Consider the following 24,850-nt stretch of genomic DNA (forward strand, 5'->3'; position numbering starts at 1 on the left):
GCCTCGGCCTGCGCCAGGTCGCGGACGGCGTCCTGCGCGCGGGTCTCGGCGACCTGCTGGGCGGTGTGGGCGCTGCGCGCGTCCTGCTCGGCGGCGCGCACCTGGCCCGCGGTCACGGACGCCGCCGTCCCGGCCCCGAGGCCCAGCGCCACGACCAGCGCCAGCGTCATCCGCACCCACGGGCGACGGCGGCGCGCGGCCGCCGGGGGCGTGGCGGGGGCGGTCGGGCGGTGCAGCAGGGACAGGTCGGGGGCGGCCCACGGCGCGGAGGGCCCCGCCGTCCGCGGCATCGGGATGGTGGTCCCACCTGTGATCTCGACCGGCTGGGTCAGTGCCATGTTCGCCTCCTCGGCTCGTCGCAGTGCGCTCTGGACGGTATGCGTCCCGGCGCCCCTCGTCGGGGAGGACACGCGCAGGCGACGACATGACGGACAGATCGGCCGTCCGGTGATCGCGCCGGTCCTCTCGCCGCGGCGCCCCCGGCTGCGGCATCCTCGGGGCACGGTGCAGAGCGCGGCCGCCCGAGCCGGGCCGTGCGCCCGCGCGGGAGGTGGGACGACATGGGGATCCTCGACCGGCTGCTGAGGCGGCCGCCGGCACCGACGACCGGGTCGCGGCCCGCCGCACCGGCTGCGCAGCCGGCGCTCCCGGTCGCGGTCCCGGAGCCCGTGGCCCAGACCCCGGTGGCGGCCCCGGTGCCGGTGGGGAGGGCCCAGGCCGCGCCCGAGCCGATCGGGCACGTCGCCGCCGCCCCGGATCCGGTGGCGGAGGTGCCGGCCGCACCGGAGCCGGTCGCCTCGGCGCCCCTCCCGCCGGCGCCGACCAGCGCCGAGCGCGCGGCTGCCAGGCTCGGGCCATGAGCCGCCTGGACGCCGTGGACCTCACCCAGCGCCTGAGCAAGGCCGAGGAGGCCGACCAGCTGGCGGCGGCCCAGCAGCGGCTGCTGCGCCTGCGGCTGGAGCTCGGCGGGCAGATCGGCTCGGGAGAGCTCGGGCCCCCGCTGTGCGTGCTCTTCGAGGGCTGGGACGCCTCGGGCAAGGGCGGCGCGATCAAGCGCCTCGTCGCCCCGCTGGACCCCCGCCACGTGCGCGTGGCGCAGTTCGCCGCCCCCACGCACGACGAGCTGAGGCACCACTTCCTCTGGCGCTTCTGGCCGGTGCTGCCCGGCTGGGGCGGGATGGCCGTGCTCGACCGCACCTGGTACGGGCGGGTGCTCGTCGAGCGGGTCGAGCAGCTCGCGCCGGAGGAGGCCTGGCGCCGCGCCTACGACGAGATCGTCCAGCTGGAGGCCGGCCTCGCGGCCGAGGGGATGGTGCTCGTGAAGCTGTGGATGCACCTCTCCCCGACGGAGCAGCTGCGCCGCTTCGAGGCGCGCCGCGGCGACCCCTACAAGGCGTGGAAGCTCACCGACGAGGACTGGCGCAACCGCGAGAAGCGCCCCGACTACGAGGCGGCGGTCGAGGAGATGCTCGAGCGCACCGACCACCCGGCGGGTCCGTGGCACGTCGTGGCCGCCGAGGACAAGCGCTGGGCCCGCGTGCAGGTGCTGACCACCGTGGCCGACGCCGCTGAGGCGGCGCTCGCCTCCCGTCGCTGACGCGGCGCGCTGCTGGTGGGTGCAGGAGGTTAGGACGCGGCCCCGCGTGGGTAATGCTCCTGGCGGGTTGGAGCACCAACCCGCCACTGCTGCGGAGCGGGTCGGCCCTCGGGCCGGACGGTCCGGGGTCGTCCCGCTCCTGCGACGAGGTCGAGAGGAGAAGACGATGAGCGTGCTGCGCTTCGACCCCTTCGGGGACCCGTTCCGCCAGATGGACCGCCTGGCGAGCCAGCTGGCGTCGGGGACGCGCACGCCGCTGGGCATGCCGATGGACGTGTGGCAGGCCGCGGACGGCTACCACGTGGCCCTCGACCTGCCCGGGGTGGACCCCAGCAGCGTCGACATCACCTGCGAGCGGAACGTGCTGACCATCCGCGCCGACCGCCGACCCGAGTACGGGTCCGACGACGACGTCCTGGTGGCCGAGCGCTCGCAGGGCAGCTTCACGCGCCAGCTGCAGGTCGGCGAGGCGCTGGACACCGAGAACATCCAGGCCGGGTACCGCGACGGCGTGCTGTCGCTGACCATCCCGGTGGCACGGTCGGCGCAGCCGCGCCGCATCGAGGTGCGCCACGACCAGTCCCAGGCGCAGCTCGGCGGCGCCGGGCAGCAGACCGTGGAGGGCACGGTGCAGTCCGAGGGCACGGCGAAGGAGGGGCGCGAGCTCCAGGACGCCTGAGCAGCAGGACGCCGGGCCGGGGGGATCCCCGGCCCGGCGCGCGTCAGGCCGCGGAGGGTGGGTCGGCGCCGGGCGGGGCGAGGTCGTCGAGGGTGAGCTGCTCGCCGCGGAGCAGCCGCTGGCCGGCGCGACGGGTGCGGGCGATCGCGGTGTGCAGGGTGTTGCGCACCGGAGCCTGCTGCGGGTCGACCCACGGTGGTGGGACGAACCAGGGGACGCCGTCGAGCATGGTGATGTTCCAGTGCTCGGCGTGGATCTCGGTGTGGTGGCGACCGCAGAGCAGGACGAGGTTGTCGACCGTGGTGGGGCCGCCGCGCGACCACCAGATGACGTGGTGGGCGTCGCACCAGGTGGCGGGAGCGGAGCAGGCGGGCCAGGTGCAGCCGCCGTCGCGGGCGGCGAGAGCGCGGCGCTGGGCGCGGGTGGCCAGGCGCCCGGTGGACTCCAGGCCGACCAGGGCGCCGGCGCGGTCGAGGACGACGCGTTCGATGACGGCGTCGCAGGCGTGGCGGTGCAGGGTGCGGGCGCTGATCGGCCCGGTCTGCTCGCAGGTCGCCGCGCCCGGGTGGGCGTGGCCTGGCGCGCCGCCGCCGTCCGCCTCCGGTGCGTGGGCGAGCTGCTCGGGGGTGCAGTGGACGACGACCCGGGGCGGCTCGGCGGCGGGCGCGGTGAGCCTCAGCGCGGCCGCGGCCAGGCGGGCCATCTCGACCTGCGCGTCGGCGCGGCGCTGGGCCAGGGTGCGCCGGTCGAGCAGGGGCAGCGCGGCCTGGTCGCCGGGCTCCTCGTCGCGAGGAGGCCGGTCGACGGAGGCGAGGTGGTCCAGCACGGCGGTCCAGAGGGCTCCGCCGGCGGCGTCGAGCTGGCCGGTGGTGCGGATCATGCCGGTGCGGTCGGTGTGGTGCTCGAGGAAGCGCCGCTCCTGGGCGTCGTCGGCGAACCGGTCCAGCCCGTCGGGGGCGACGGTGGCGAGCAGGTGATGGGACAGCGCTCGGGCGTCGGCGGGGGAGAGGGCTCGGGCGTGTGCGGTCAGCAGGGCGTCGACGTCCTCGCGGCGTTCGACGAGCATCCCGGTCGGCAGGTGGCGCAGCGCCCGCACCGCGACGTCGACGTGCTCGCGGCTCGCCTCGCCGTCGGCCAGCGCCGCCCCGAGGCCGCGCAGGACGCCGCCGTCGGGGTCGAGGGCTCGGGCCGCCGCCACGTCGGCGCGGGCCTGTCCGCGCCCGATCCGCAGGGAGTGGGTCATCCAGTGCACGCAGGCGCCCTCGGGGTCACCGCTGCCCTCGCGCTCGAGCACCATCCGCACGAGGTGCAGCCGGGCGGCATCCACCGCGGCCTGGGCGCTGACCAGCTCATCGAGCGCGGCCCGCACCTCGGCGAGGGAGAGCGACAGCCCGGAGGACCCCAGCACCGCGGCAGCGGCCGCCGCCAGAGCGGCGGGCGCAGCCAGCACCGGGTGCTGACCCAGCGGCACGTCGTCGAACACGCGTACGAACCTAGCGCCGACCGGTGACGCGCCGCCGGGCCCGCCGCCCTCCCTGCGGACAGGAGGGTGACGGGCCCGGCGGGTCGGTCCGGGAGGGCTCAGCCGACGTGGACCGGCCCCTCGACCGCGGCCACGTCGTCCTTGCGCGCGCGCACCAGCACGAACGCCAGGGGGGCGATGAGCAAGGTCAGCCCACCGGCCCACCAGAAGACCGCCGAGTAGCCCGCCACCAGCGCCTGCATCCCGGTCTCGGGACCGGGCGCGCCGGAGGGCACGAACGACTCGGTCGCCGAGAGGGCGATCGTGCTGAACACGGCGGTCCCCAGCGAGCCACCGATCTGCTGGCAGGCGTTGACCAGGGCGCTGGCCACGCCGGCGTCGTGGTTCCCGACGCCGACCAGCGCGGTGTTCTGCAGCGGCACGAAGAGGAACGCGAGGCCCGCCCCGAGCACGAGCACACCGGGCAGCACGTGCAGCGCGAAGCCGCCGTCCGGCGAGATCTGGGTCAGCCAGAACAGCCCGAGCGCGCCCAGGACCGAGCCGATCACCATGAGCGGGCGCGGCCCGGTGCGCGGCATGACCCGCGCGACGTTGGGCGCCGTCACCATGATCGCGGCGGTCAGCGGCAGCGAGGCCACCCCGGCCCGGATCGGCGAGTAGCCCAGGACGATCTGGAAGTAGAACGTCAGGAACAGCAGCCCGCCGAGGAGGGTGGCGCCGGTCAGCAGGGCCGCGAGGTAGGCGGCACCGCGATCGCGGTGCAGCGGCACCCGCAGCGGCAGCAGGGGGTTGGCCACGCGGCGCTCCACGGCGACGAACGCCACGAGGAGCACCAGGCCGACCACGATGAGGCCCCAGGCCGACGGCTCGCTCCAGCCGTCCTCGGCGCGCGTGAAGCCGTAGACGAGCGAGCCGAGGCCGAGCGCGACGAGGACCACGCCGGGCCAGTCGTAGCGCGTGCTGCCCGTGGCCCGCGACTCGCGGAGCAGCGGCACCGCGGCGGCCATCCCGACCAGCGCGATCGGGATGTTGACGAGCAGGCACCAGCGCCACGAGGCGTACTCGGTGAGGACGCCGCCCAGCACCAGGCCCACGGCGGCGCCGCCGCCGGCGATGGTGCCGAAGACCGCGAAGGCCGTCCCGCGCTCGCGCCCGGAGGGGAAGGTGATCGTCAGCAGCGCGAGGGCGGCCGGGGCCAGCAGCGCGGCGAAGACGCCCTGCAGGGCGCGGGCGGCGAACAGCTCCCAGGTGCTCTGCGCGAGGCCGCCGATCGCCGAGGCGACGGCGAAGCCGGCCATGCCCGTGAGGAAGGTGCGCTTGCGGCCCCAGTAGTCGGCGATCCGCCCGCCGAGCAGCAGCAGGGACCCGAAGGCCAGGGCGTAGGAGGTCACCACCCACGCGCGGTCCGCGTCGGAGATGCCGAGGTCGGCCTGCGCCCGGGGCAGGGCGATGTTCACGATCGTCGCGTCGAGGACGACCATCAGCTGGGCGAGGGCGATGACGACGAGCGCCCACCAGCGGCGGTCGTGGGCCTTGGCGGCGTCGGCCGGTGAGCCGGGTGGGACGTCGAGCGTGGACGCCGAGGCGTCGGAGGATGCGGGCACGGGGGCCTCTCGTGGGAGCGCGGGACGGACGCGCCGGACGCGGGCCCCCACCGGTGCGCCGGAGGTGCCCGACGACGGCAGCGGAGGTCGCAGAGTATCGGTCGGAGGTGCGCGGGGCCGAACGCCGGCGGTCGTCCAGGTGGCGGGACGGCGTCCGCCAGGATGTCCCCGTGAGCCGTCGCGCTGCCTGGATGTTCGCCGCCCTCGGCCTGGCCTGGGGCGTCCCGTACCTGCTCATCAAGGTGGCGGTGGGGGAGCTGTCGCCGTCCGCGCTGGTGCTCGCCCGCACCGGCCTGGCCGCCGTGCTCATGCTGCCGCTGGCGCTCGCGCGCGGGCAGGTGGCGCCCGTCCTGCGCCGGTGGCGGCCGGTCCTCGCCTACACGGTCGCCGAGATCGTGCTGCCCTGGCTGTTCATCAACCGCGCCGAGCAGTCGCTGCCCAGCTCCACGACCGGCCTGCTCATCGCCGCCGTGCCGCTGGTGGGGCTGCTCGTGGCCTTCGCCTCCGGGCGCGCCGAGCACCTGGGGGCGGCGGGCTGGGCCGGCGTCCTGCTGGGGACCCTCGGCGTCGCGGCCCTGGTCGGCCTCGACGTCTCCGGGTCCGACCTCGGCGCGGTGGCCGAGCTGGGGGTCGTGGTGCTCGGCTACGCCGTCGGGGCCGCGGTGCTCGACCGCTGGCTCTCGGACCTGCCCGGCCTCGGCGTGGTGGCCGTCTCCCTGACCGTCTCGGCGCTGGTGTACCTGCCCGTGGTGGCGCTGGCCGGCACCTGGCCCTCGGCGCTGCCCTCGGGCCGGGTCGTGGCCTCGGTGGTGGGGCTGGCGGTGGTCTGCACCGCGGCGGCGTTCCTCCTGCTCTTCGCCCTCGTGCGCGACCTCGGGCCGGTCCGGGCCACCAGCGTCGTCTACCTCAACCCCGTGGTCGCCGTGGCCGCGGGCGCCCTGGTGCTCGGCGAGCCGGTGACGCTGTGGACCGTGCTGGGCTTCGCGCTCGTGCTCGCCGGGTCCGTGCTCGTCACGCGCCGGCGCCCGGCGCCCGCCCCCGTCGGCGAGCGAGCCGTGGTGCCGACCTCGCCGTAGCGTGGCCCGGGTGGACCAGGGGCACGTCTTCGCGGTGCACGGCCGGATCGAGGTGCTGCGCGCCCAGGCGGCCGTCGTCCCCACCGGCCCGGGCCTCGACGTCTCGGCCACCTGGCGCCCGCTCGTCGGCGCGGACGTCGAGCGCCTCGACCCGCCGCCGGGCTGGGCGCAGGGCTCCGCGCGCTGGGTGCGCCGCGACGAGCGGCTGTGGTTCCTCGACGTCGCCCGCCGCGAGGGCGCGGACCTGCCGTGGCTGCTCGACGGCGTGCGCGGGGTGCTCACCGAGATAGCCGAGCGGGTGCGGCCCAGCGCGGACCGCCTGCTGCCCCTGGTCGTGCTGCCGGTGGTCGGCATCGGCGCCGGCGGCTTCGGGGACGACCGCGGCGCGGTGGTCGCCGGGCTGCTCGACGTCGCCGCCGAGGTCGTCGCCGCGCACCCGGTCGACATCGCCTTCGTCACCCCCGACCCCGCCGTCCACGGCGCGGTGCAGCACCTGCGCCGCCGCGACGAGCGCTGGCTGCTGCCGCCGGACCTGCTGGAGGCCGCCACCGCGCTCGCCGAGCGGGCGCGCGCCGGGGAGCTCGCGCTGTTCTTCGGCGCCGGGGTGAGCATCCCCGCGGGCCTGCCGAGCTGGGCCGAGCTGCTGCGCGCCTGCCTGGAGGAGGGCCTGGAGGCCGAGGGCACCGACCTGCCCGCCGCCGCCCTCGAGGGCCTGGCGCCCCTGGACCAGGGCGAGCTGCTGCGCCGCGTGCTGGGGGACCGCTTCGGCCACGTGGTGGCCGAGCGCTCCCGCGCCGAGCACCACGCCCTCGGCCACGCGCTGCTCGTGGCGCTCGGCTGCACCGAGGCCGCCACGACGAACTACGACCCGTGCTTCGAGCTGGCGGCGCAGGCGGCTGCCGTGCCGCTGGCGGTGATGCCCTGGCAGAGCCCGCGCGGGCGCGAGCGGTGGCTGCTCAAGCTCAACGGCGACGTCGAGCACCCGGAGTCCATCGTCCTGGCCCGCCGGGACTTCGTGCGCTACGACGCCCTGGCCCGGCCGATGGCCTCGGTGCTCGAGGCGATGATGCTCACCCGCCACCTCCTCGTCGTCGGCGCCTCGCTCACCGACGACACGGTGCTGCGCCTGACCCACGAGGTGGCGCAGTTCCGCGGCGAGCACGGCGGCGGTGGGGAGCCGTTCGGCACCGTCCTCGACGTCGAGGCGCCCGGCGCCCGCCGACGGCTGTGGAGCGGGGAGCTGGACTGGGTCGCGATGCCCGGCGACGACCTGGCCCAGCGCGCCCGCGCGCTCGACGTCTTCCTCGACGTGCTCGTCGCCCTCGCCACCACGGACGCCTCCTGGGTGCTCGACGAGCGCTTCGAGGCGCTGCTGGACGACGAGGACACCGCCACGGCCCGGCGAGCCCGCGAGCTCGCCGCCGGTCTGGCCCCCCGGGAGCCGTGGCGGGCGCTGGCCGCCGAGCTCGACGACCACGGCGCCCGCCGGCGCGGCGCGGGCGCGCTCGGGTGAGCCCGCTCAGCTGAGCGGGCTCAGCGGAACAGCGTCGGGCCCACCGGCGCCAGCGCGTGCCGGACGTCGTCGACCTGGGCGGCGCGGACGCCGTCCGGCAGGGCGTCGGGGGCGAACCAGCCCACCGCCAGCGACTCGTCGTCGGCGACGTGGGCGGTGCCGGACACCGCGCGGCCGGCGAAGACGTGGTCGACGAACTGGCAGCGGTCGCCGTTGGGGTACGTCAGCACCGGCTGGGTCCCCACGCGCAGCAGGCGGTCGAGGACGACCGTGACGCCGGTCTCCTCGGCCACCTCGCGCGCGCACGCCTCGCCCAGCTCCTCGCCCGGCTCGGGGATGCCGCTGGGCAGCGCCCACCGCCCCGTGTCGGCGCGCTGGCCGAGCAGCACGCGCCCGGCGTCGTCGAGGACCACGGCCGTGACGCCCGGCAGCCACAGCAGGTCGTGGCCGATCCGGGCGCGCAGGGACGTGATGAAGGCGGGGACCGGCACGCCCCCAGGCTAGGTGACCGTTCCCAGCTGCCAGGGCACGAACTCCTCCTGGCCGATGTCGAGCTCCTCGCTGACGGTCTGCTCGCCCGACGCCACGGCGATGATCTTGTCGAACAGCTCGTCCCCGACCTCCTCGAGGGTCGCGGTGCCCTCGACGATCCGGCCGGCGTCCAGGTCGACGTCCTCGGGCATCTTCCGGGCGAGCTCGCTGTTGGTCGACACCTTCACCGACGGCACCGGCTTGGCGCCGAAGACGGAGCCGCGACCGGTGGTGAAGACGACGACGTTCGCGCCGCCCGCGACGATCCCGGTGACCGAGACGGGGTCGTACCCGGGGGTGTCCATGAACACGAAGCCGCGCTCGGTGATCGGCTCGGCGTACTCGTAGACCGCCGCGAGGTCGGCCTGGCCGCCCTTGGCGACCGCGCCGAGGGACTTCTCGAGGATCGTCGTGAGGCCGCCGGCCTTGTTGCCCGGGGACGGGTTGTTGTCCAGGGTGCCGCCGCCGGCGCGCGCGTAGTCCTGCCACCAGTCCAGGCGCTGCAGGAGCCGGCGTCCGACCTCCTCCGAGACCGCGCGCCGCGTGAGCAGGTGCTCGGCGCCGAAGACCTCGGGGGTCTCGGCCAGCACCGAGGTGCCGCCGGCGGCGACGAGCAGGTCCGAGGCGCGCCCCAGGGCGGGGTTGGCGGTGATCCCGGAGTAGCCGTCCGACCCGCCGCAGTTCAGCCCGAGGACCAGCTCGCTGACCGGGACGTCCTCGCGCCGGCGGGCCTCGAGCACCGGGAGCATCTCCGTGATCGCCGCGACGCCGGCCCGCACGGTGGCGCGCACCCCGCCGCTGTCCTGGATGACGAGCGTCTTCACGAGGGTGTCCTCGGGCACGCCGAGGCCCTCCACCAGCGAGGTCACCGGCACCATCTCGCACCCGAGCCCCAGCACGAGCAGCCCGGCGATGTTGGGGTGGCGGGCGTAGCCGCGCAGGGTGCGCACGAGGACGTCGGCCCCCTGGCTGCCCGGCACGAGCCCGCACCCGCTGGAGTGGGTCAGCGCCATGACGCCGTCCACGTGCGGGAAGGCCGCCAGGGCCGCGCCGGTGAACTGGGCGGCGACCATCTTCGCGGTGCTGGCCGAGCAGTTCACCGACGTCAGGACGCCGATGTAGTTGCGCGTGCCGACCCGGCCGTCCGCGCGCCGGTAGCCGGCGAAGGTGCGCGGCGCGGCCGGTGGCGGCAGCACCACGCGCGCGGTGCCGAACTCGTGCTCGCGCTCCGCGTCGTCCATCGCGAGGTTGTGCGAGTGCACGTGGTCCCCGGCGCGCACGTCGACCGTGGCCCGCCCGATCGACTGGCCGTACTTGCGCACGGGGCTCCCGGCGGCGACCGGCCGCACGGCCAGCTTGTGCCCGCGCGGCACCAGGGCGCCGACCACGAGCTCCCCGGACGCCGTCCGCACCCGGGTGCCGGGCGGCAGGTCCTGGGTGGCGACCGCGACGTCGTCCTCGGCGCGCAGCAGCAGCGCGCACGCGGACAGGTCGAGCACGGGCCCCTCGGGGGCCGGCGCGTCAGCGCTGGACATGGGCGCTCCCTCCGCTGGCCAGGGCCAGCACCTCGTCGCGGCTGGCCATCGAGGCGTCGCCGGCGGTCGTCATGGCCAGGGCCCCCGACGCGGCGCCGCGCTCCAGCGCCGCCGGCAGGTCCTCGCCCTCCAGCAGCGCGGAGGCCAGGCCGGCCACGAAGGCGTCCCCGCCCCCGACCCGGTCCAGCACCTCCAGGCGCTCGCGGTGGGTCGCGCGCAGCAGCCCGGTGCCGGGGGACCAGGCCGCGGCCCCCCAGTCGTTGAGGCTCGCGCTGTGCACGGTGCGCAGGGTCGTGGCGATCACGGAGAACTGCGGGTGCGCCGCGGACATCCGCTCGACCATGGCGGCCAGCGCGTCGTCGTCACCGGAGCCCGCAGCGGGCGCCGCAGCGGCGCCGGCGAGGTCGGCCTCGTTGCCGATCATCACGTCGACGTGCTCGGCGATCCGGGCGTTGACCTCCGCGGCCCGCGCCCGCCCGCCGACGGCGGTCCACAGGCTCGGGCGGTAGTTCGGGTCGTAGGAGACGACCGTGCCGTGGCGCCGGGCGGCGGCGACCGCCTCGAGGGCCACCTCCGCGGTGCTCTCGCTGAGCCCGGCGAAGATCCCGCCGGTGTGCAGCCAGCGCACGCCTGCGCCGCCGAACAGGGCGTCCCAGTCGACCTCCCCGGGCCGCATCTGGCTGACCGCGGTGTGCCCGCGGTCGGAGGTGCCCACGCCCGCGCGCACCCCGAAGCCGCGCTCGGTGAAGTTCAGGCCGTTGCGGGCGGCGCGCCCCACGCCGTCGTAGGGCACCCAGCGGACCAGCGAGGCGTCGACGCCGCCGGCGAGGACCAGGCCCTCCACCAGGCGCCCGACCTCGTTGTCGGCCAGGGCGGTGACCACGGCGGTGCGCAGGCCGAAGGTGCGGCTCAGCGTGCGCGCCACGTTGTACTCCCCGCCGCCCTCCCACGCCGTGAAGGTCCGCGCGGTGCGCACCCGGCCCTCGCCGGGGTCCAGGCGCAGCATCACCTCGCCCAGGGCCACGAGGTCGTAGCGGCACTCGTCCGCGGGGCGCAGCGCGAGCGGGCTCATCGGGCGGCCACCGCGGCCACGGCGGCGGCGCTCAGCTCGGTCACGGCGGCGAAGTCGCCGGCGCGCACCAGCGCCCGGGGCACCATCCAGCTGCCGCCGACCGCCAGGACGCTGGGCAGCGCGAGGTAGTCCCCGGCGTCCTGGGCGCTGATCCCGCCGGTGGGCACGAACTGCACGCCCGCGAACGGGGCGGCCAGCGCCGCGACGGCCGCGGCCCCGCCGCTGGTGCCCGCGGGGAAGAACTTCACGAGGTCCAGGCCCGCGTCGAGGGCCGCGATCACCTCGGTGGGGGTGACCACCCCGGGCAGCGCCGGGACGCCGTGCTCCGCGCAGCGCTCGACCACGGCGCGGCTGAAGCCGGGGGAGACGACGAACCGCGCGCCGGCGTCCACGGCCTGGTCGACCTGCGCGGCGCTCAGCACGGTGCCGGCGCCGACGAGCACGTCGCCGGCCTCGGTCATCGCCCGGATCGCGTCGGCCGCGGCCGGCGTCCGGAACGTCACCTCGGCCACCGGCAGGCCCCCGGCGCGCAGCGCGGCGCCCAGCGGCGCGGCGTGCGCCGCGTCGTCGAGCACCACCACCGGCACCAGGCGGTGGAGCCCCAGCGCCGTCCTCACATCACCCGTCGCGTCACCAGTCATGGACCGTCCCGTCTCGCAGCAGCCTGTTCACCGGCAGGTACGCCGGCACGTACTCGAAGCGCGCGGCCGCGGCCTCGTCGAGCTCGACCCCCAGGCCCGGGGCGTCTCCGGGGTGCAGGAGGCCGTCCGCGAACGTGAAGCTCGTGCGGAAGACCTCCAGGGTCGTGGCCGAGTGGGCCATGTGCTCCTGGATGCCGAAGTTGTGGATCGCCAGCCCCAGGTGCAGCGCGGCGGCCATCCCGACCGGGGAGATGTCCGTCGGCCCGTGCAGGCCGGACCTGATCGAGTAGAGGGCGGCGAGGTCGAGCAGCTTCCTCATCGCCGTGAGGCCCCCCGCGTGGGTCACCGAGGAGCGCACGTAGTCGATGAGCTGCTCGGTGATGAGGGTCTGGTAGTCCCAGACGCTGTTGAACACCTCGCCGATCGCGAGCGGCGTGGTGGTCTGCGAGCGCACCCGCCGCAGGCCCTCCTGGTTCTCCCCGGGCGTGGGGTCCTCGAGCCAGAACAGGTCGTAGGGCTCCAGGGACCGGCCGAGCTGCGCGGCCTCGTTCGGCGTCAGCCGGTGGTGGGCGTCGTGCAGCAGCGGCAGCTCCGGGCCGACCTCGGCGCGCACCGCCTCGAAGACCGTCGGGATGTGGCGCAGGTAGGCGCCGGTGTCCCAGGCCTCCTCGACCGGCAGCGCGGTGCGCCCGGCCGGCTCGTAGTCGTAGCGCTGCCCCCGGGCCTGGTCGGCGCCCACGCCGTAGACCTTCTCGAGGCCTGGGACGCCGGTCTGCACCCGGATCGCGCGGAACCCGAGCTCGAGGTGGTTGTGGATGGAGTCGAAGAGCGCCGGCAGGGAGCTGCCCGAGGCGTGGCCGTAGGCCAGGCAGCCGCGGCGGCTCGCGCCGCCGAGCAGCTGGTAGACGGGCAGCCCGGTCGCCTTGCCCTTGAGGTCCCACAGGGCGACGTCGACCGCGGCGATCGCGGCCATGGTGATCGGCCCGCGGCGCCAGTACGCGCCGCGGTGGAGGAGCTGCCAGGTGTCCTCGATCCGGTGCGCGTCCCGGCCGACCAGCAGGGGGGCGACGTGGTCGCGCAGGTAGCTGGCCACCGCCAGCTCCCGGCCGTTGACCGTGCCGTCGCCCCAGCCCACGAGCCCGTCGTCGGTGGTGAGCTTGAGGGTGACGAAGTTGCGGCCGGGGCTGGTGACCAGGACCTCCGCGCGGGCGATCCTCACGCCGCGGCCTGCGCCGAGGACCGGCGCGGGGCGTAGGCGGCCAGCGGCAGCCGGTAGGCCAGGTCCACCGCGGTGTCCACCGCCTCGTCGAGGTCGAGGCGGTGCTCGGCGACGAGCCGGGCCAGGTACCCGGCGTCGACCCGGCGGGCCAGGTCGTGCCGGGCCGGGATGGAGGCGAACGCCCGGGTGTCGTCGACGAAGCCGGTGGTGTTCGCGAAGCCGGCCGTCTCGGTCACCAGCTCGCGGAAGCGGCGCATCCCGTCGGGGCTGTCGAGGAACCACCACGGGGCGCCCAGCTTCATCGCCGGGTACACGCCGGCCAGCGGGGCGAGCTCGCGGGAGTACACGGTCTCGTCGACGGTGAAGACGACCAGCCGCAGGTCCGGGTCGTTGCCGAACGCCTCCAGCAGCGGCCGCAGGCCGCGGGTGAACTCGACCCCCACCGGGATGTCGTAGCCGCGGTCGCTGCCGAAGGCCGCCGCGACGTCGGGGGAGTGGTCGCGCAGGACGCCGGGGTGCAGCTGCATCACCAGGCCGTCGTCGCGGGACATGCGCGCCATCTCGAAGAGCAGGTGCCCGGAGAGCGCCTGCGCGTCGGCGGCGCTGACGCTGCCGCGCAGGGCCTCGGCGACGATCCGCTCCGCGTCGGCGGTCGGCAGCGGGGTGGTGTCGGCGCTGAGGTGGCCGTGGTCGGTGGCCCGGGCCCCGGCGGCCAGGAACGCGGCGCGCCGGGCGCGCAGCGCCTCGAGCAGGCTCGCGTACCCGGTGACCGCCACGTCCGCCCGCTCGGACAGCAGCTCGACGTCGCGCCGCCAGGCGGGGCGGTCCACGTGCAGCAGCGCGTCGGGGCGGAAGGTGGGCAGGACGCGCTCGCCCCAGCCCTGCGCGGCCAGCGACGCGTGGGCGGACAGGTCCGAGACCGCAGCGTCGGTGGTGGCCAGCACCTCGATGCCGAAGGAGTCCATGAGCGCGCGCGGCCTGAACTCCGGACGCGCCAGGGACTCGCTCAGCTGGTCGTAGAGGGCGTCGGCGGTCTCGGCGGACGGGCGCTGGTCGACGCCGAAGACCTCGACCAGCTCGTGCTCCAGCCAGTACCGGGTCGGGGTGCCGCGGAAGAGGTGCCAGTGCGCGCAGAAGCGGCGCCAGACCTCGCGGTGGTCGGTCTCGACGCGGGTGCCGGGGACCGGGTGCGCGGTGGGCACCCCGAGGTCCTGCATCGGCACGCCCTGGGAGACGAGCATCCGCACGAGGTAGTGGTCGGGGATGACGAACAGCTCGGCGGGGTCGCCGAACGGGGTGTCCTGGTCGAGGACGGAGGCCTCGACGTGGCCGTGCATGGACACCACCGGGAGCCCAGCCGTGGCGGCGTAGACCTCCCGGGCCAGGGCCCGGGTGGTGGGGTCGGCGGGAAGGGCCCTGTCGGGGTGCAGGGTCCACTTCTCAGGACGCGTCACGCTGCCTCCTCGTTGAAACAGAATGCGTCGACGTGCGAGCCAGCATCATGCGCCGACCGCGCTGCCGAGCGCAAGGACCAACGCCCTGACCAGGACACATGCGGCGCAAGCGGCTCAGGTCGGACAGGAGGAGAGCTCGTCGCGCCAGGGTGTTGACACAGTCCTACAACCGTTTGCAGGATGTGCGCCACGCCACGGAGCCGTGGCGGGGAGCGGACGAGGAGGTGTCGCTGTGAGCGTGACCGTCCGCGACGTCGCCCGCGCCGCCGGGGTCTCCCCGGCGACGGTCTCGCGCGCCCTGTCCGCTCCGCAGATGGTCTCGGCCGGCACCCGCGCCCGGGTGCTGCAGGTGGCCCGCGAGCTGGGGTACCGCCCCAACACCGCCGCCCGCGGCCTCATCACCGGGCGCACCGGCAACCTCGGCCTCGTCGTCCCCGACCTCGAGAACCCCTTCTTCGCCTCGGTCACCAAGGGCGTGCAGAGCCGCGCCCGCGCCGCCGGCTACGCCGTCTTCGTCGCGGACTCCGACGAGGACCCCGCGCTGGAGGCGGAGCTGGTGCGCAACCTGGCCAAGCAGGTCGACGGGCTGCTCCTGTGCTCGCCGCGGACCTCCGACGCCGAGATCGAGGACCTGTCGGGCGAGTGCACGCTGGTGCTGGTCAACCGCCGCACCGGTGACCTGCCCGCGATCACGGTGGCCAACGCCGACGGCGTCCGCCTCGCGGTGGACCACCTGCGCGCCCTGGGACACCGGCGCATCGCCTACGCCGGTGGGCCCCGCACCTCGTGGTCGGAGGCCCAGCGGGTCGCCGCGCTGCGGCTGGCGTGCGGGGCGCACCCGGACACCGAGCTGGTCGAGCTCGGCAACTTCCAGCCCTACTCCTCCGGGGGGACCGCCGCGGCGGACCTCGCGGTGGCCAGCGGCGCCACCGCGGTGCTGGCCTACAACGACCTCGTCGCCCTGGGGCTCCTCGCCCGGCTGGGGCAGCGAGGGGTGCGCGTGCCGGACGACCTCAGCGTGATGGGCATCGACGACGTGCCCGTCGCCGCGCTGGTGAGCCCGGCGCTGACCACCATCGGCCTGCCCCTGGTCGCCGCGGGGCGGGCCGGGGTGGACCTGCTCCTGGGGCTCGTCGACCCGGCCTCGGCCCGGGCGGCGACCTCCACCGAGCTCCCGGTGGAGCTGGTCGTGCGCCAGTCCACCGGCGTCCCGCCCGAGCGCCACTGACCCGACCGACCGACCCGCACCACCACGACCCACCCGCACCACCGCACCACCGCACCACCGCAGCACCGCACGGACGACGACGTCCTGCGCACTCCTCGAGGAGGACACCTGATGCGCACTCCCCACCGCCTCCGCCTGGCAGCCGCCGGCCTCGCCCTGGCCGGCCTGACCCTCGCCTCCTGCGCCGCGCCGGAGGCCCCCGGTGCCGGTCCGGCGCCGACCGAGGCCAGCGACGTGCCCGAGACGCCGTCCGAGCCCGTCGACATCCACATCCTCGACGTCGCCGGGGCCCAGCGGATCACGCACTCGGCCTTCGAGTCCTTCGCCCAGGAGAACCCGGACGTCATCTCCTCCATCACCTGGGAGAGCGGCGGAGCCCCCGACGTCGTCGGCACGATCAAGCCCCAGGTCGACAGCGGCAGCCTCTCGATCGACCTGGTGCTCACCGGCAACGACGGCCTGTCCTCGGGCATCGCCGAGGACCTGTGGGTCCCGGTCGTCGACGAGTACGGCGACCGCCTGGACAACCAGGAGGGCTACTCCTCCGGCGCCGAGGCCATGCAGGGCCTGGCCGAGGGCTACGGCGTCGTCCTGACGTACACCCCCGGCGGCCCGCTCCTGCAGTACAACCCCGACCAGGTCGCCGAGGCCGACGTGCCCTCCTCCCCGCAGGAGGTCCTGGAGTGGGCCAAGGCCAACCCCGGCCGCTTCGGCTACGCCCGCCCGGCCAACAGCGGCCCCGGGCGCACCTGGCTGCAGGGCCTGCCCTACCTCCTCGGCGACGCCGACCCCAAGGACCCGGTGGACGGGTGGGACAAGACGTGGGCGTACCTGGAGGAGCTCGGCCAGTACGTCGACAACTACCCGACCGGCACCGGCCAGGTGGTCACCAACATGGCTGACGGCACGTGGTCGCTGACGCCGATGACCATGGGCTGGGACATCGAGCCGCGCGCCGCCGGGCGCGCCCCCGCCACCCTCGAGGTCGCCCCGATGGACGACTTCACCTTCATCAGCGACGCGCACTTCGCCGCCATCCCCAAGGGCCTGTCGGCGGACAAGACCTCGGCGATCCTCCTCATGCTCCAGGACGCGCTGACCCCGGAGCAGAACGCGAAGGCCTACGAGACCGGGTACCTCTACCCCGGCCCGGCGATCGAGGACTCCACCCTCGACATGGCCTCGGAGGAGACCCAGACGCTGATCGAGCAGTTCGGCCGCGACTGGTACGACCAGGCCATCCAGGACAACCCGATCGAGACCCAGCTGGACGCCGCGGGCGTGGTCGCCGCCTTCGACATCTGGGACCGCGAGGTCGGGGCCGGCAAGTTCGAGGGGAGCTGAGCATGGCGATCGCCGCGACACCGTTCGAGACCCTGGAGCTGCGGGGCGTCGGACGCCGGTTCGGGGGGCACACCGCCCTCGACGGGCTGGACCTGACCATCCGCTCGGGGGAGTTCATCGCCCTGCTCGGACCCTCCGGCTGCGGCAAGTCCACCGCGCTGAACTGCCTGGCCGGGCTGCTCCCGCTGACGGACGGGCAGATCCTCATCGACGGCCAGCGGGTGGACACCCTGCCCTCGGAGAGCCGCGGGTTCGGGATGGTCTTCCAGAACTACGCGCTCTTCCCGCACCTCAGCGTGGAGAAGAACATCGCCTTCGGGCTGCAGATGCGCCGCCTGCCCAGGGCCGAGGTGACCCGGCGGGTCGCGGAGGCCGTGGCGCTGGTCAAGCTCGAGCAGCACGCGAAGAAGCTGCCCGGCCAGCTCTCCGGCGGCCAGCAGCAGCGGGTGGCGATCGCCCGCGCCGTGGTCCTGGAGCCGCGGCTGGTCCTCATGGACGAGCCGCTGTCCAACCTCGACGCCAAGCTGCGCCTGGACATGCGCACGGAGATCCGCAGCCTGCACCAGTCCCTCGGGCTGACGACCGTCTACGTCACGCACGACCAGGAGGAGGCCCTGTCGATGGCCGACCGCCTCGTCGTGCTCCGCGAGGGGCGGGTGCAGCAGGTGGGGACGCCGGCGCAGCTTCACGACCACCCCGCCAACTGGCACGTGGCCGACTTCATGGGCTACCGCAACCTCCTCGACCTGGAGGTGGTGGCCGTGGAGGGCGCCACGGTGCGCGCCAGCGGCGGCGGCCTGAGCCTGCGCGCCACGGCCGTCGGTCCCGTGGCGGTGGGGCAGCGGGTGCGGGTCGCCGCCCGCCCCGAGGACCTCGTGGTGGCCTCGCCCGCCGTGCCGGTGCGCGACGGCAACTCGGTGCCCGCGTCCGTGGCGGTCGTGGAGTACCACGGGCGCGAGTTCGCCGTGGGCGCCGTCACCGCTGACGGCCGGCTGCTGCACGTGCACTCCGACCACGCCCCCGCGACCGGCGCCGGCGTGGAGCTGACCATCGACGCCGGCCGCGCGCTGGCCTACCCGCTGGCGGTCGAGGACGCACCCGCGCCCGCGCCGGCGGTGCGCACGCTCGCCGGGGCCCGGGGATGAGCGCGCAGCAGGCGGCGCCGCGGCCGAGGAGCACGGCGAGCCTGCGCCACCGGCTGGCCGAGCGCGGGATCGACAAGGGCCTGCTCCTGCTCGTGCCGGCGCTGCTCTTCGCCCTCGCGCTGTTCGTCTACCCGTTCACCTACGGCATCGGGCTGACCTTCCAGCCGTCCGCGCTGACCCAGCTCACCTGGGGGTCGGGGCCGCTGGCCAACTACGAGGCGTTCTTCGGCGACCCGTTCCTCTACGAGTCGGTGTGGCTGACGATGCGCCTGGCGCTGCCGGCGGCGCTGTTCAACGTGCTCGCCTCCGTGCCGCTGGCCTACAAGCTGCGGGGGCGCTTCCGCGGCAAGCGGCTCCTGACGACGCTGCTCGTGCTGCCGATCACCCTGGGCACCGTCCTCACCGCCCAGGGGATGCTGATCTTCCTCGGCCGCCAGGGCTGGGTGAACCGCACCCTGCTCGGCCTCGGCGTCATCGACGAGCCGCTCACCCTGGTGATGAACTACTGGGGCGTCCTGGCCTCGCTGATCATCTCCGGCTTCCCGTTCGCCTTCCTGCTGATCTCCTCCTACCTGTCGGGGATCGACCCGTCCCTGGAGGCGGCGGCCAGGACCCTCGGGGCGGACTGGCGCCAGCGCTTCCGGCGGATCACCCTCCCGCTGCTGGCCCCGGGCCTGGCCACGACGTTCATCCTCACGTTCGTCCTGGCGTTCAGCGTCTTCCCCTCCGCCCGCCTCGTCGGCGACGCGATGGGCGGCACGCGCGTGATGTCGCTGATGGCCTACCGGGCCTTCGGCGAGCAGAACGACTACCCGATGGCCTCCACGATCGCGATCATGATGGGCGTCGTCGAGCTCGTCGTCATCGCGCTCGTCCTGGCCTGGCGGTCCTTCATGTACAAGGGCTCGACCGGAGGCAAGGGCTGATGACCACGAACGCCGTCCTGAGCACCGAGGTCTCCGCGCAGCCGCCACGGGCCCCCGGCCCGCCGGCGCCGCGCCGGGGCGAGGGCGACCGCGCGCCGGGGGAGCGCTCCCTGGCCGCGGCGCCGAGCACCTGGTTCGTCTGGGCCGGGATCGCCGCCTTCTTCGTCTTCCTCGTCGGCATCATCACCAGCGTCCTCGTGGACTCCTTCGGCCGGCCCTGGTTCGACACCTGGCTGCCCGACGAGTTCACCACCGACTGGTACTCCGGGGCCTGGAGCCGGTTCGGCCTCACCCAGGTGATCGGCGTGACCCTGGCGGTCTCGGTCATCGTCGTGGTGGCCTCGGTGGTGATCGGCGTGCCGGCGGCCTACGTGCTGGCCCGCCGTGACTTCCCGCTCAAGCGCGTGGTCACCCTGCTGTTCCTGCTGCCGGTGCTCATGCCCCCGATCACCTTCGGCATCCCGCTGGCCACGGTGATGTACAACCTGGGGCTCGGGCGCTCGCTGACGGCGGTCGTCCTCGTCAACCTCGTGCCGTCGGTGCCGTTCGTGATCATGACGATGACGCCGTTCATCGAGCAGATCAACCCCTCGATCGAGAACGCCGCCCGGATGTGCGGGGCCGACATGCGCCGGGTCTTCACCCGGATCCTGGCCCCGCTGCTCGTGCCCGGGATCCTCGCCGCCTCGATCCTCGTCCTCGTGCGCACGGTCGGGATGTTCGAGCTGACCTACCTCGTCTCCGGGCCGTCCTCGGACACCCTCGTCGTCGCGATCTACCGGGCGATGACCGCCTCCGGCGGTGGGGAGGCCCGCCAGCTGGTCTCGGCGATGGGCGTGGTCTACACCGCGACGATGGTCGTGATCCTCGTGGTCGCGCTGCGGTTCGTGAACCCGACGCAGCTCGTCGCCCGGGTCAAGGACGCCCGTGAAGACTGAGACCACCCTCCCCGCCCTCGCGGACGACGTCGCGCTCCACCGGGCGCTGGCCGCGGAGACGGAGCGGCTGCTGTCCTTCGGGCACGCGGCGGCGCTGCCGGAGGGCGGCTTCGCCTGGCTCGACGCCTCGGGCCGTCCCACTCCCGGGGTGGCGCCACCGCTGTACGTGACCTGCCGGATGACCCACGTGCACGCGCTCGGCGCGCTGCTGGGCCACCCCGGCAGCGCCGCGCTGGCCGACCACGGGCTCGCCGCCCTGGCCGGCCGCTTCGCCGACCGCGAGCACGGCGGCTGGTTCACCGCCGTCTCGGGCGGACGGGTGGCGGACGACCGCAAGGGCGCCTACCCCCACGCCTTCGTCGTCCTCGCCGCGGCCAGCGCGACCACCGCCGGCCGCCCCGGCGCGGCCGAGCTGCTCGAGCAGGCGCTCGCCGTGTCCGAGCAGCGGTTCTGGGACGAGGACGCCGGCATGGTCGTGGAGACCTGGGACCGCGCGTTCACCCGGCTCGACCCCTACCGCGGCGTCAACGCCGTGATGCACACCGTCGAGGCGTACCTGGCGGCGTGGGCGACCACCCGCGAGCCGCGCTGGGCGCAGCGGGCCGCCCGGATGACCGAGCGCGTCCTGGGCTTCGCCGCCGAGCGCTCCTGGCGGCTCCCCGAGCACTTCGACCCCGCCTGGCGCCCCCTGCTCGAGCACCACCGCGACCGCCCGGACGACCCGTTCCAGCCCTACGGGGCCACGGTCGGGCACTGGATGGAGTGGAGCCGCCTCGTGCTCCAGGTGCGCGCGGCCCTCGCCGAGGTGGCCGGGGCCGCGCCCGTCGGGGCGGCTGGCGCGGAGGGCTCGCGCGACGCGTGGCTGGAGGCCGCCGCGGCGCTCTTCGAGGCCGCCGTGCGAGAGGGCTGGGCCGTGGACGGCGCACCGGGCTTCGTCTTCACCGTCGACTGGGAGGGCGCGCCGGTCGTGCGCCAGCGGCTGCACTGGGTGCTGTGCGAGGCGCTCGGTGCGGCGTGCGCGCTGGAGCAGGTCACCGGCGACCCCGCCTACGGACGCTGGTGGCGCACGTGGTGGGCGTACGCGCAGGAGCACCTCGTGGACGCGCGCGACGGCTCCTGGCACCACGAGCTGGACCGGGCCAACCGCCCCGCCGCCACCATCCGCCCCGGCAAGGCCGACCTGTACCACGCCGTGCAGGCGACCCTCCTGCCGCGCGTGCCGCTGGGCCCGGGCCTGGCCGTGCAGCTGGCCGCCGCCCTCCCCCTCCAGGAGCCCTCGTGACCCACCCCCGCCTCTCGCTGGCCGCCCTCGAGGCGCGGATCGCCTCCGGCGGCCTCCCGGACGGCGTCACCGGCCCCGCCGTCGACCCCCGGTCGCTGCGCACGGGCGTCGTGCACCTGGGCATCGGCGCCTTCCACCGCGCCCACCAGGCCGTCTTCACCGAGGACGCCGCGGCGGCCACGGGCGACGACGGCTGGGGGATCCTCGGGGTGACCGGCCGCAGCGCCGCCGTGGTCGAGCAGCTGCGCCCCCAGGACGGCCTGTACGGGGTGCTCACCCGCGGCGCGCGCGAGACCTCCCTGCGCCTGGTCGGCTCCGTGCGCGACGTCGCGTGGCCGGCGCAGGAGTCCCTCCGCGTGCTCGCGGCCCTGGCGTCGCCCACCACGCACGTGGTCACCCTGACCATCACCGAGAAGGGGTACGCCCGGGCGGCGGACGGCGGCGCCGACCTCACGAGCCCGGCCGTGGCCGCCGACGCGGAGATCGTCGCCCGCGCCCTGGGCGGGGAGGACGGGGACGCGCCCTCGCGCACGCCGGTCGGGCTGCTCACCCGCGGGCTCGTGCACCGGTTCCGCGCCGGCGGCGCCCCGCTGAGCGTCGTGCCCTGCGACAACATGGTCGACAACGGCCGCGTCACCGCCCGCCTCGTGCGCTCCCTGGCCGCGGCCGGCACCGCCGGCGACGGCGTCGGCGCGCGCACCGCGTTCCTGGCCTGGCTCGGCGAGCAGGTCTGCTTCCCCTCCACGATGGTCGACCGGATCGCCCCGGCCACCACCGACGGCGCCCGCGCGCAGGCCGCCGGGCTGCTGGGGCTCACCGACGCCGGCCTCGTGGTTGCCGAGCCCTTCACCCAGTGGGTCGTGCAGGACCGCTTCGCCGGCCCCCGCCCCGCCTGGGAGCGCGCCGGCGCGCTGCTCACCGACGACGTGGCGCCCTACGAGCAGGTCAAGCTGCGGATGCTCAACGCCACCCACTCGCTGCTGGCCTACCTCGGGGCCCTGGCCGGGCACGCCACCATCGCCGAGGCCGTCACCGACGAGCGCCTGGCCGCAGCCGCCCGGGCGCTGCTCGACGAGGACGTCATCCCCAGCCTCACCGCGCCGCCCGGGCTCGACCTCGCCGACTACCGCGACAGCGTCTTCGAGCGCTTCGCCAACCCCGCCCTGGGGCACACCACGGCGCAGGTGGCCATGGACGGGTCGCAGAAGCTGCCGTTCCGGCTGGTCGGCACCGTCGCCGACCGCCTGGACGCCGGCGCGGTGCCCGACGCCGCGGCGCTCGCGGTCGCCGCGTGGATGGTCTTCGTCGCCCGCGGCCGCTCGGCCGACGGCGCCGAGCTGCCCCTCGACGACCCGCTGGCGGACGACCTGCGGGCCGCGGCGGCCGGCCCGTCCGCGGGCCTGGCCGACCGCATGCTGGCCCTGCGGGCGGTCTTCCCCGCGCGGGTCGCCGACGACGACCGGTTCCGCGGCGCGGTCGCCGCGCACGTGCGGGAGCTGCAGGCCGCCGTCCGGAGGTGAGGGCTCAGCGCTCGCGCGGAGGCTCCGGCGGGGTCGCGTCGAGGACCGCGGTGCACAGCGCCCGCAGCGCCTCCAGCTGGTCGACGTCGAGGGCGGCGCCGAGGTGCCCGGCGATGCTCGCGGCGTGACGGCGCCCGACGTCGCGCTGCAGCGCCACGCCGGCGCCGGTGAGGCTCACGAGCACGCCCCGGCGGTCGCCGGGGTCGGGCTCGCGGGCCACGAGCCCCTTGGTCTCCAGGCGCTCCACGACCCGGCTCAGCGAGGGCTGGGGGAGCAGCACCTCCTGCGTGAGCACGCCGAGGCGGGCCCGCCGGTCCGGGCAGCGGCTGAGGACGTAGAGGACGTCGTACTCGCGGAGGCTGATCGGCCCCCACACGTCGTCCGCGGCGAAGCGGCGCACGAGGGCGGCCTGGGCGCGGAACAGCGCCTCCCACGCCGCGACCGCGGCGGAGGAGGCGCTGCCCGCAGGGGGAGCGGGGTGCTCAGGCACCGGCCGTCGCGCGCTCGTCGGCCTGCGCCGCGGCGGCCGCGTCCCGGGCCGCCACCCGGGAGGCGTGGCTGGGCGGGTCGCTCGGCACGTGGGCCGGGCGCCGCGACTCCAGCTCGGCGCGCAGCACCGGCACGACCTGCTCGCCGAGCAGGTCGATCTGCTCGAGCACGGTCTTGAGCGGCAGCCCGGCGTGGTCGACGAGGAACAGCTGGCGCTGGTAGTCGCCGAAGAACTCCTGGAAGGTCAGCGTCTTCTCCACCACCTCCGCCGGCGAGCCGACGGTCAGCGGCGTCTGGGCGCTGAAGTCCTCCAGCGAGGGCCCGTGGCCGTACACCGGGGCGCTGTCGAAGTACGGCCGGAACTCCCGCACGGCGTCCTGGCTGTTCGCCCGCATGAACACCTGCCCGCCCAGACCGACGATCGCCTGGTCCGCGCGCCCGTGCCCGTAGTGCTCGAAGCGCTGGCGGTAGAGGTCGATCAGCTGGATGTAGTGCTCCTTGGGCCAGAAGATGTTGTTGGCGAAGTAGCCGTCGCCGAAGTACGCGGCGATCTCGGCCACCTCAGGGGTGCGGATCGAGCCGTGCCAGACGAACGGGGCGACGCCGTCGAGGGGCCGCGGGGTCGAGGTGAAGCCGCGCAGCGGGGTGCGGAAGCGGCCCTCCCAGTCGACGACGTCCTCGTCCCACAGGCGGCGCAGCAGCTGGTAGTGCTCCACGGTCAGCGCGACGCCGTTGCGCTGGTCCTGGCCGAACCAGGGGTAGACGGGCGCGGTGTTGCCGCGACCGAGCATGAGGTCCATCCGGCCGCCGGCCAGGTGCTGGAGCATCGCGTAGTCCTCGGCGATCTTCACCGGGTCGTTCGTGGTGATGAGCGTCGTGGAGGTCGACAGGGTGATCGTCTTCGTGCGGCCCGCCAGGTAGCCGAGCATCGTCGTCGGCGAGGAGGGAACGAACGGCGGGTTGTGGTGCTCGCCGGTGGCGAAGACGTCGAGGCCCGCCTGCTCGGCGTGCTCGGCGATCGTCATCATCGCCTGGATGCGCTCGCCCTCGGTCGGCGCGCGCCCCGTGGTCGGGTCCGGAGTGACGTCCCCGACGCTGAAGATCCCGAACTGCATGACCGCTCCTCATCTGAACTCCATGCATCTGCATGGACGAGGGCGTCAACGGCGGGCGCCGGCCGCGTGTTCCCGGGCGGCGCCCGCCGAGCGCGAGGGTCCCTAGCCGATCTTCTCGTCGGCGGCCTTCTCGCCCTTGTCGATCGCGCCGCCGCCCTTGCCGCCGGTCTTGGACTCAGCGGCGTCGCCGGCCTTCTGGATGCCGGCGTCGCTCGCCTTCTCCTTCATGTCGTCCAGGCCCATCGTGGTCCTCCTGCTGCAGGTCGAGGCGCCGGGCGGGCCGGCGCCGGGGCAGGGGCTCCTGTCCCACGAGCAGTCTCGACCTGACCGCCCGTGATCGCCCGCCCACGCCGCGGTCAGGGCGCCGGCGCCACCAGGGCCGAGGGCTCGGGCAGGGACGCCGCGGCGTCGCCCTCGTGCACCTGCGCCAGCACGAGGAGCAGCAGCGCGACGCCGACC

22 protein-coding genes and 1 pseudogene are annotated in these 24,850 nt (G+C 75.5%); 11 read left to right on the plus strand and 12 right to left on the minus strand.

Going from position 1 to position 24,850, the window contains the following annotated elements:
* A pseudogene (locus AC5FZL_RS06240) lies at positions 1-338 on the minus strand (hypothetical protein); the annotation flags it as partial.
* Between the two features lie 518 nt (positions 339-856).
* Between AC5FZL_RS06240 and AC5FZL_RS06245 the strand changes: the two are divergent.
* Entirely contained in the window at positions 857-1,597 is a 741-nt protein-coding gene (locus tag AC5FZL_RS06245) for a polyphosphate kinase 2 family protein (protein WP_493617702.1), read from the plus strand.
* Between the two features lie 166 nt (positions 1,598-1,763).
* Positions 1,764-2,276 carry an Hsp20/alpha crystallin family protein gene (locus tag AC5FZL_RS06250; RefSeq protein ID WP_493617703.1) on the plus strand — a complete coding sequence of 171 codons (513 nt, stop codon included), beginning with the start codon at positions 1,764-1,766 and terminating at the stop codon, positions 2,274-2,276.
* A 43-nt stretch (positions 2,277-2,319) separates the two neighbouring features.
* On the opposite strand, the gene AC5FZL_RS06255 is transcribed toward AC5FZL_RS06250, so the two are convergent.
* Positions 2,320-3,759, minus strand: coding sequence for an HNH endonuclease signature motif containing protein (locus AC5FZL_RS06255; protein WP_493617704.1), 1,440 nt, complete (start codon positions 3,757-3,759; stop codon positions 2,320-2,322).
* Positions 3,760-3,857: 98 nt separating this feature from the next.
* Entirely contained in the window at positions 3,858-5,363 is a 1,506-nt protein-coding gene (locus AC5FZL_RS06260; protein WP_493617705.1) for an MFS transporter, read from the minus strand.
* A gap of 170 nt (positions 5,364-5,533) precedes the next feature.
* Here AC5FZL_RS06260 and AC5FZL_RS06265 point away from each other — a divergent pair, with 170 nt between their 5' ends.
* Together AC5FZL_RS06265 and AC5FZL_RS06270 are read left to right on the plus strand one after the other, a co-directional pair.
* Positions 5,534-6,439 carry a DMT family transporter gene (locus AC5FZL_RS06265; RefSeq protein ID WP_493617706.1) on the plus strand — a complete coding sequence of 302 codons (906 nt, stop codon included), beginning with the start codon at positions 5,534-5,536 and terminating at the stop codon, positions 6,437-6,439.
* A 10-nt stretch (positions 6,440-6,449) separates the two neighbouring features.
* Positions 6,450-7,952: an SIR2 family protein gene (locus tag AC5FZL_RS06270; protein ID WP_493617707.1), complete on the plus strand. Its 1,503-nt coding sequence runs from the start codon at positions 6,450-6,452 to the stop codon at positions 7,950-7,952.
* Between the two features lie 20 nt (positions 7,953-7,972).
* Here AC5FZL_RS06270 and AC5FZL_RS06275 read toward each other — a convergent pair whose 3' ends face one another.
* Genes AC5FZL_RS06275 through uxaC form a run of 6 tightly spaced genes read right to left on the minus strand, consistent with a single transcriptional unit; the run spans position 7,973 to position 14,404 of the window.
* Positions 7,973-8,443: an NUDIX hydrolase gene (locus AC5FZL_RS06275; RefSeq protein WP_493617708.1), complete on the minus strand. Its 471-nt coding sequence runs from the start codon at positions 8,441-8,443 to the stop codon at positions 7,973-7,975.
* A 9-nt stretch (positions 8,444-8,452) separates the two neighbouring features.
* On the minus strand, positions 8,453-10,018 hold the full coding sequence (locus AC5FZL_RS06280; RefSeq protein ID WP_493617709.1) for a UxaA family hydrolase: 1,566 nt from the start codon (positions 10,016-10,018) through the stop codon (positions 8,453-8,455).
* Positions 10,005-11,090, minus strand: coding sequence for a sugar kinase (locus AC5FZL_RS06285; protein WP_493617710.1), 1,086 nt, complete (start codon positions 11,088-11,090; stop codon positions 10,005-10,007). The genes AC5FZL_RS06280 and AC5FZL_RS06285 overlap by 14 nt, the downstream gene beginning before the upstream one ends.
* Complete coding sequence (eda, locus tag AC5FZL_RS06290; protein WP_493617711.1) at positions 11,087-11,731, minus strand: bifunctional 4-hydroxy-2-oxoglutarate aldolase/2-dehydro-3-deoxy-phosphogluconate aldolase; 645 nt, start codon at positions 11,729-11,731, stop codon at positions 11,087-11,089. Before eda ends, AC5FZL_RS06285 begins: the two co-directional genes overlap by 4 nt.
* Entirely contained in the window at positions 11,721-12,950 is a 1,230-nt protein-coding gene (gene manD, locus AC5FZL_RS06295) for a D-mannonate dehydratase ManD (protein WP_493617712.1), read from the minus strand. The genes eda and manD overlap by 11 nt, the downstream gene beginning before the upstream one ends.
* Positions 12,947-14,404: a glucuronate isomerase gene (uxaC, locus tag AC5FZL_RS06300; RefSeq protein WP_493617713.1), complete on the minus strand. Its 1,458-nt coding sequence runs from the start codon at positions 14,402-14,404 to the stop codon at positions 12,947-12,949. Before uxaC ends, manD begins: the two co-directional genes overlap by 4 nt.
* 232 nt (positions 14,405-14,636) lie before the next feature.
* Between uxaC and AC5FZL_RS06305 the strand changes: the two genes are divergently transcribed.
* The 7 genes from AC5FZL_RS06305 (at position 14,637) to AC5FZL_RS06335 (ending at position 22,787) form a co-directional block, all read left to right on the plus strand.
* Entirely contained in the window at positions 14,637-15,632 is a 996-nt protein-coding gene (locus AC5FZL_RS06305) for a LacI family DNA-binding transcriptional regulator (RefSeq protein ID WP_493617714.1), read from the plus strand.
* Positions 15,633-15,743: 111 nt separating this feature from the next.
* Positions 15,744-16,976: an extracellular solute-binding protein gene (locus tag AC5FZL_RS06310; RefSeq protein ID WP_493617715.1), complete on the plus strand. Its 1,233-nt coding sequence runs from the start codon at positions 15,744-15,746 to the stop codon at positions 16,974-16,976.
* Between the two features lie 2 nt (positions 16,977-16,978).
* Entirely contained in the window at positions 16,979-18,121 is a 1,143-nt protein-coding gene (locus AC5FZL_RS06315; RefSeq protein ID WP_493617716.1) for an ABC transporter ATP-binding protein, read from the plus strand.
* Positions 18,118-19,047, plus strand: coding sequence for an ABC transporter permease (locus AC5FZL_RS06320; RefSeq protein WP_493617717.1), 930 nt, complete (start codon positions 18,118-18,120; stop codon positions 19,045-19,047). The genes AC5FZL_RS06315 and AC5FZL_RS06320 overlap by 4 nt, the downstream gene beginning before the upstream one ends.
* Positions 19,047-19,985 carry an ABC transporter permease gene (locus AC5FZL_RS06325; protein WP_493617718.1) on the plus strand — a complete coding sequence of 313 codons (939 nt, stop codon included), beginning with the start codon at positions 19,047-19,049 and terminating at the stop codon, positions 19,983-19,985. The genes AC5FZL_RS06320 and AC5FZL_RS06325 overlap by 1 nt, the downstream gene beginning before the upstream one ends.
* A complete protein-coding gene (locus AC5FZL_RS06330; protein WP_493617719.1) occupies positions 19,975-21,267 on the plus strand; it encodes an AGE family epimerase/isomerase in 1,293 nt (430 codons plus the stop codon). The genes AC5FZL_RS06325 and AC5FZL_RS06330 overlap by 11 nt, the downstream gene beginning before the upstream one ends.
* Positions 21,264-22,787 (plus strand): mannitol dehydrogenase family protein, encoded by a 1,524-nt coding sequence (locus tag AC5FZL_RS06335; RefSeq protein WP_493617720.1) that lies wholly within the window; start codon positions 21,264-21,266, stop codon positions 22,785-22,787. The genes AC5FZL_RS06330 and AC5FZL_RS06335 overlap by 4 nt, the downstream gene beginning before the upstream one ends.
* A gap of 4 nt (positions 22,788-22,791) precedes the next feature.
* Here AC5FZL_RS06335 and AC5FZL_RS06340 read toward each other — a convergent pair whose 3' ends face one another.
* The 3 genes from AC5FZL_RS06340 to AC5FZL_RS06350 form a co-directional block, all read right to left on the minus strand.
* Entirely contained in the window at positions 22,792-23,277 is a 486-nt protein-coding gene (locus AC5FZL_RS06340; protein WP_493617721.1) for a MarR family winged helix-turn-helix transcriptional regulator, read from the minus strand.
* Entirely contained in the window at positions 23,270-24,391 is a 1,122-nt protein-coding gene (locus tag AC5FZL_RS06345; RefSeq protein WP_493617722.1) for an LLM class flavin-dependent oxidoreductase, read from the minus strand. The genes AC5FZL_RS06340 and AC5FZL_RS06345 overlap by 8 nt, the downstream gene beginning before the upstream one ends.
* A 102-nt stretch (positions 24,392-24,493) precedes the next feature.
* On the minus strand, positions 24,494-24,634 hold the full coding sequence (locus AC5FZL_RS06350; RefSeq protein WP_493617723.1) for an Rv0909 family putative TA system antitoxin: 141 nt from the start codon (positions 24,632-24,634) through the stop codon (positions 24,494-24,496).
* Between the last annotated feature and the right edge of the window lie 216 nt (positions 24,635-24,850).

The organism is Quadrisphaera sp. DVD1, assembly GCF_058932755.1.